The organism is Geminocystis sp. GBBB08 (genome assembly GCF_016743215.1).
GTDB lineage: Bacteria > Cyanobacteriota > Cyanobacteriia > Cyanobacteriales > Cyanobacteriaceae > Geminocystis.
In genome coordinates, this window is record NZ_VRZC01000213.1 from 1 (window position 1) to 5,515 (window position 5,515).

A 5,515-nucleotide genomic window follows, 5' to 3' on the forward strand; every position below is an offset into this window, starting at 1 on the left:
CTCCAATACAGTCTCGGTTACATAGCTTTTATTCCCTTCTTTCTCTACTTGTGTTCCTATGGCTTTTAATCGGTCGTACACAGACTGTCTAGTTTTCAGATTATATCTTTCTTGTAAATCATTAATATAATACTTATTCATCTGTCTAATTTAAAATATACAGTGTCTAGTGTCTATATCTTACTACTTCAATGAATAGATTTTGATATTTTAGTAGCTATTAATTATTTGAATACTGGACTATAATCCTTGAGATAATTAGCTTTTAAATCAATCATTAAATAATGTTTGAGGTTTTATGTAGTAACAAATTAATTATATATGGTTCAGAAACCTGGCATATAATTCGACATATTATCTAAATAGTGTCTATTTAAAAACAGACACATCAAATATTTGATTCAAAATTAATTAAGATTGGGTGAGAGGCGAATAGGCGTAAATAGAAAGATACCTAGTAAGCTACTCTGCGCATCTAAGTTAAGTTTACTGATGGAGGTAGGCAACTTCTCATCTGGCAACAGATAAGCTATGAAGTCATTTTTAAGACTTAATAAAAACGGTAAGTTAAATGCGTCTTAGATTAATTACCTGATGTGTCGATCGATCGATTTCTCAACTCCGACTAATTTTTCAGTATGTAAATGACACTACATGATTAACTCAACGTCAGTATTTATTTTTGTGAACAAAGAAGACTCCTACTATAAAGCGAGTTTGATTTAATGGTGAGAGTCATCAACACCGTTTTGAGTCGCTACAAAATTGACTTGATTATTATATGATATAGAGCTATTTTCGTAGCAGTCATTATCGGGGTTAAAGTTAGAATTGATATGAGTTTCAGTCTTTTTGTTACGCTCCTTCAATTCTCCTTCTATTTTAAAACTTATGCCTTATTTTAACGCCTCCTTTGTCACCCTCTTGAATCGCTACAGAATTAACTTGATTATTATATGATATAAAGTCATTTTTGTAGCGGTTATTATCAGGGTTAAAGTCATTATTGATAACAGTTTCCGTCATTTTGTTGTCCTCAAAATTATCAATATTTGTACCATAATTTATCGGACTAAACATTATAATATTAATTATAACAAATTTTTAATAAGACAATGTTTAAACTAAAAGTAATAACCATCGGTAATTCCACAGGGGTTGTTTTACCCAAAGAAGTATTAGCCAAAATGCACATAGAAGAAGGCGATAACTTTTATCTTATCCCTACCCCCAACGGCTTTGAAATTACCCCCTATAATCCCGAATTTGAACAGGAAATGGACACTGCACGACAGGTGATGAAACAATATCGCAACGCCTTACGAGAATTAGCAAAATGAACATCCATTGGTTATCAATGCGCTTAGTAATAGGCATTCACCAAGAGCAAATCACTGAACATGGAGGGGCTAATGGCTTAAGGGATAAGGGTTTACTAGAGTCAGCTTTAGTACGTCCACAAAATCAATATCACTACCATCAAATTACTAATATTCCTTCCCTAGCTTCTACTTATACCTTCAGCATAGTTAAAAATCATTCCTTTATTGATGGTAATAAAAGAACTGGTTTTATCGCTGGAGTAACATTTTTAATGCTTAATGGTTATCAATTTACCGCATCAGAAATAGAGGTAGTAAGCATAATTCAATCCGTAGCTAGTGGCACAATTACCGAAGAAGAATTACAAGAGTGGTTTATAACAGAAAGTAAGCACATAAATAACTAAGTACAAAATGTTATTACTTAATATCATAGACTATTTTTCCGTAAAATCTCTAAAAAACAACATTGCCCGAAAAAACCAACAAACACGTTTATAAATTCGTATTCGCAAATTTTCTCAGGCAACGAGGATTATTTCAACCTTGACAATAGCAAGGATTTTTTTGTTTGATGACAAAAGCTAATTTAAGCCTTCGAGAATCACTCTGAAGTAGAAATGGGAGACTAGCTAAGAGCGTTGATAACGTAGTCGATGTAGGAGTTCGCTTCTAGAGCAGAATCACCACTTAAACCATGATTAGCTTTGATATATTTTAAGGCTTCAATGTACCAGCTAGGAGATAAGTCAAAAGTACGATTAACTTCATCAAGACCTGCAATTAAGTACTCATCAAGAGGACCTGTACCACCAGCTACTAAAGAATAGGTGATAATACGGAGGTAGTAACCGATGTCACGAGCACATTTTGCTTTACCTTCAGCAGTAGAAGCGAAGTTAGCACCTGGGGTGGTGGTGGTGTAAGGGAATTTGTTGTAAACAGCGTTGGCTGCACCATCAATTAAACGTTGTGCATTATCGGTTAAAGATTTAGCAGCTTGTAAGTCAGAGGCAGCTAAACGGAAACGACCGAAGGCGGTTTGAAATTCAGTGTTACTTAAGAAACGACCTTGAGAATCTGCTGCGGATACTGCTTCAGTTAAAGGGGTTTTCGACATGGAATTAATTTCTCCTAAATTATATTTTTATTACGTAAATGAAATTTAACTTGGTTGGTATCTTTATACCTACGCAACTGCGGCAGCCGCACGATCAAAGTAGGTAGCAACTTCAGCAATTAAAGAACTGCAATCACCAAGAGTAATACCGTTAGTATCATTAGCGATCGCAATAGCTGCATCTTTCATTTTTTGAACGCCAACTGCTACGGAAGAACCGGGAGTGCCTAAAGCCAAATAGGTTTCACGGAGTCCATTTAAGCAACGATCTTCTAATACGGAAGCGTCACCAGCAAAGATTGCATAGGTAATGTAACGTAAGATGATTTCTAAGTCACGAAGACAAGCAGCTACACGACGGCTAGTATAAGCATTTCCGCCGGGAGCGATTAATTGAGGTTGCTCAGCGAATAAAGAACGAGCAGCGTTAGTAACAATAGCAGAAGCGTTACCTGTAATACGGTTTACTACGTCTGCCCGTTTGTTGCTGTCACTTACTAATTTGCTTAAAGCATCTAATTGAGCAGAGCTTAAGAATTCTCCACGGGCGTCAGCTTGAGAAACAACTCTTGTGAATGCGTCGTACATTGTTAGTTAATCTCCTAATTGAGTTTGTTTGATTTGTTTTTATTAAATTTTAGTTCAACCGAAAGTTAAACTTGAATGGGATTTAATTCCCAAAAATTAGTTTCCATTATTATGTGCTTAAGTACAAGTTATTGTTAAGCATTTGTAAAGAAACTTAATCTTTTGACAAATTTCTTTTGAGAAACTGGTCTTTGAAAAGTCATTTAACCTTCCACATAAGTTTATAACCTTTAACGGCGCATTTGTTTATTACGTCTTGTTAAATTTTCTGAGATAGTTATTTACATTTATTTACATTCCAGACTTTAGCCCTTAATTTCACCTTATGTGAGATCTAGTTTTTTCTGTTTAAGAACGGTATATTTTGCCATTGCCTCAAAATCTCGGTCATAGTGGTAGAGAATTAAATTATTTTCTAGTGCTATAATGGCGATCGCACAGTCAATATTGCTACGAACAGTAACTCCTTGACGACGAAGTTCAAAATAGAGCCTAGCAGACTTTTCCCAAATCGAAGCATAATCAGGTTCAAGATAATTTTGAACCGCTAAATAAGAACTCATTTTTACCCATTCAATGTCATCTTTACACCCTTGTAAAAGTTCCATTTTAGTAAAAATAGGTAGATAATAATTTCTACCATCAATTATCTTTTTTAGTTTTGCTGATTTAACCTTAGACTTATCCCGAAGTACTACAATCCAAATTGATGTATCAATCAACAACATAGCGATTTGTTCTCACAATATTAGTGCTAAAACCATCTACAAATTGAATCTCACCGGCTAATTCTAAGAGATCTTTGTGGGCGTGTTTTTTCACCAATTCAGCTAAAGCAAAATTCACTAATTCTTTTTTTGTTCTCAATCCCGTAATAGCAAAACCTTGTTGTAGGAGTTGCTCATCTAAATCAATATTAGTTTTCATAATGGCAATTAATATATATTCTGCGCAATATTATAAACATTATGGGTAAAAAAAGTGCGATTAAACCTTTCAAAATTACCACACTCTTGATTGAAACTTATTATCATTTAAAATCACCACATTTTCCCCTGATGTAGTTGTCATAATTAATTAGCTTCAAAAATACTCTCATTTAGATTATAGCAATATCGAACTTTTCTTATCTTGTATCGGGAATATCCTTAATAATAGTATTACTGGCAATAGTGGCGCAAATATCCTTAACGGTGGGGATGGTAATGATACCTTCAACGGTGGCACTGGTAATGATAACCTTAACGGAGGCAATGGGAATGATAGCCTTAACGGTGGCACTGGTAATGATAAGTTAATCGGTGGTTTGGGTAATGATGTGTTACTCGGTGGCGATGGCAACGATACCTTAATCGGTGATAAAGGTGCAGACACTTTAACAGGGGGTGCGGGAAGCAATCGATTTGTGTTTAAATATGCGGATGAGGGGATTGATAGAATTAGCGACTTTTCTGTAGCCCAAGGGGATCAAATTGTTATTTCTGCTTCTGGTTTCGATGGTGGTTTAACAGCAAATGCCAACCTGACTACCGCTCAATTCTTTCTTGGTATTAGTGCCACAAATGCCAGTCAAAGATTTATTTATAATAGTTCAACAGGAGCTTTATTATTCGATCAAGATGGTACGGGTATTATTCCATCTATACAAATCGCAACTTTAAATACGGGTTTAGCTTTAACAAATGCCAGTATTTTTGTGGAAAGTTAAACTGTAAATACCATCCGTGAATTATAAAAATTATTGATATTATTAGGTTTCAGGCTTTAACAATTAGCAATTAAAAATTAGAAATTAGGGTAAATTCCCTTACTATGAGCCAATTAATTTTTTTTTGAGTAGTCTATTTTGCAATTCTTGTGGGCAATGCCCACCCTACTATTGATAAAAAATACCTTATCTTCAGTAATAAGCTAGTTTGCATTTAAGTTGTCTGGTGATGGAAGGGAAAAGGGAAAAGGAAAGAGTTAAAAGTTAAAACTTTAGATTATTTTTTAGAATTAATAGAAAATGTAAGTTAAATGCGTCGAGTGCTTATTTTTCTTTTGAATGATGACTATAAGTCAAGTTTGCTCAATTATAAATTAGTTACAATTATGAAAATTCATCAACAAATCATCAAAATTAAAACTAGCGGTAAATGTCTTCATAAAATCACGCCCCAAATCACAGAGGTAGTCAAAAATTCAGGCATTATTAATGGTTTATGTACGGTTTTTGTTTTGCATACCAGTGCTAGTTTAATTATCCAAGAAAATGCTGATCCTGATGTATTGGCAGATTTAAGTAATTTTTTTAGTAAACTTGTTCCTGAAAATGGCTATGATTACCTTCATAATTCCGAAGGGGCTGACGATATGCCTAGTCATATTCGCTCAGTATTAACTAGGACTTCTGAAAATATTATCATTCGTAACAGCAGATTATTACTTGGTACATGGCAAGGTGTTTATTTATGGGAACATAGAATGCGATCGCATCTTCGAG

At 34.4% G+C, this 5,515-nt stretch carries 9 protein-coding genes and 1 pseudogene; 5 read left to right on the plus strand and 5 right to left on the minus strand.

Annotated elements, in window-relative coordinates; translation table 11 throughout:
* Nucleotides 1–882: 882 nt before the first annotated feature.
* The gene (locus FWJ34_RS17785; protein WP_308256679.1) at nucleotides 883–1,080 is read right to left on the minus strand and encodes a hypothetical protein; all 198 of its coding nucleotides are present in this window, start codon (nucleotides 1,078–1,080) and stop codon (nucleotides 883–885) included.
* A 35-nt stretch (nucleotides 1,081–1,115) separates the two neighbouring features.
* Here FWJ34_RS17785 and FWJ34_RS17790 point away from each other — a divergent pair, with 35 nt between their 5' ends.
* Nucleotides 1,116–1,340 carry an AbrB/MazE/SpoVT family DNA-binding domain-containing protein gene (locus FWJ34_RS17790; protein WP_308256680.1) on the plus strand — a complete coding sequence of 75 codons (225 nt, stop codon included), beginning with the start codon at nucleotides 1,116–1,118 and terminating at the stop codon, nucleotides 1,338–1,340.
* Nucleotides 1,337–1,729 (plus strand): type II toxin-antitoxin system death-on-curing family toxin, encoded by a 393-nt coding sequence (locus FWJ34_RS17795; protein ID WP_308256681.1) that lies wholly within the window; start codon nucleotides 1,337–1,339, stop codon nucleotides 1,727–1,729. The genes FWJ34_RS17790 and FWJ34_RS17795 overlap by 4 nt, the downstream gene beginning before the upstream one ends.
* A 221-nt stretch (nucleotides 1,730–1,950) precedes the next feature.
* On the opposite strand, the gene cpcA is transcribed toward FWJ34_RS17795, so the two are convergent.
* The 4 genes from cpcA to FWJ34_RS17815 form a co-directional block, all read right to left on the minus strand.
* Nucleotides 1,951–2,442 (minus strand): phycocyanin subunit alpha, encoded by a 492-nt coding sequence (gene cpcA, locus FWJ34_RS17800; RefSeq protein ID WP_308256682.1) that lies wholly within the window; start codon nucleotides 2,440–2,442, stop codon nucleotides 1,951–1,953.
* Nucleotides 2,443–2,511: 69 nt separating this feature from the next.
* Nucleotides 2,512–3,030 (minus strand): phycocyanin subunit beta, encoded by a 519-nt coding sequence (locus FWJ34_RS17805; protein ID WP_308256683.1) that lies wholly within the window; start codon nucleotides 3,028–3,030, stop codon nucleotides 2,512–2,514.
* Between the two features lie 323 nt (nucleotides 3,031–3,353).
* Nucleotides 3,354–3,758, minus strand: coding sequence for a PIN domain-containing protein (locus FWJ34_RS17810; protein WP_308256684.1), 405 nt, complete (start codon nucleotides 3,756–3,758; stop codon nucleotides 3,354–3,356).
* Complete coding sequence (locus FWJ34_RS17815; RefSeq protein WP_308256685.1) at nucleotides 3,745–3,957, minus strand: type II toxin-antitoxin system VapB family antitoxin; 213 nt, start codon at nucleotides 3,955–3,957, stop codon at nucleotides 3,745–3,747. The genes FWJ34_RS17810 and FWJ34_RS17815 overlap by 14 nt, the downstream gene beginning before the upstream one ends.
* A gap of 256 nt (nucleotides 3,958–4,213) precedes the next feature.
* Between FWJ34_RS17815 and FWJ34_RS17820 the strand changes: the two are divergent.
* The 3 genes and pseudogenes from FWJ34_RS17820 to FWJ34_RS17830 all read left to right on the plus strand — a co-directional run.
* A pseudogene (locus tag FWJ34_RS17820) lies at nucleotides 4,214–4,306 on the plus strand (hypothetical protein); the annotation flags it as partial.
* A gap of 30 nt (nucleotides 4,307–4,336) precedes the next feature.
* A complete protein-coding gene (locus FWJ34_RS17825) occupies nucleotides 4,337–4,738 on the plus strand; it encodes a calcium-binding protein (RefSeq protein ID WP_308256686.1) in 402 nt (133 codons plus the stop codon).
* A gap of 386 nt (nucleotides 4,739–5,124) precedes the next feature.
* On the plus strand, nucleotides 5,125–5,515 hold a 391-nt coding region (locus FWJ34_RS17830), incomplete at its 3' end, for a secondary thiamine-phosphate synthase enzyme YjbQ (RefSeq protein ID WP_308256687.1).

What these genes read in the sequence shown, in the direction of transcription:
- FWJ34_RS17795 (WP_308256681.1), top strand. Translation starts at nt 1,337, where the DNA reads ATGAACATCCATTGGTTATCAATGCGCTTAGTAATAGGCATTCACCAA.
- FWJ34_RS17785 (WP_308256679.1), bottom strand. Translation starts at nt 1,080, where the DNA reads ATGTTTAGTCCGATAAATTATGGTACAAATATTGATAATTTTGAGGAC.
- cpcA (WP_308256682.1), bottom strand. Translation starts at nt 2,442, where the DNA reads ATGTCGAAAACCCCTTTAACTGAAGCAGTATCCGCAGCAGATTCTCAA.
- FWJ34_RS17790 (WP_308256680.1), top strand. Translation starts at nt 1,116, where the DNA reads ATGTTTAAACTAAAAGTAATAACCATCGGTAATTCCACAGGGGTTGTT.
- FWJ34_RS17805 (WP_308256683.1), bottom strand. Translation starts at nt 3,030, where the DNA reads ATGTACGACGCATTCACAAGAGTTGTTTCTCAAGCTGACGCCCGTGGA.
- FWJ34_RS17810 (WP_308256684.1), bottom strand. Translation starts at nt 3,758, where the DNA reads ATGTTGTTGATTGATACATCAATTTGGATTGTAGTACTTCGGGATAAG.
- FWJ34_RS17815 (WP_308256685.1), bottom strand. Translation starts at nt 3,957, where the DNA reads ATGAAAACTAATATTGATTTAGATGAGCAACTCCTACAACAAGGTTTT.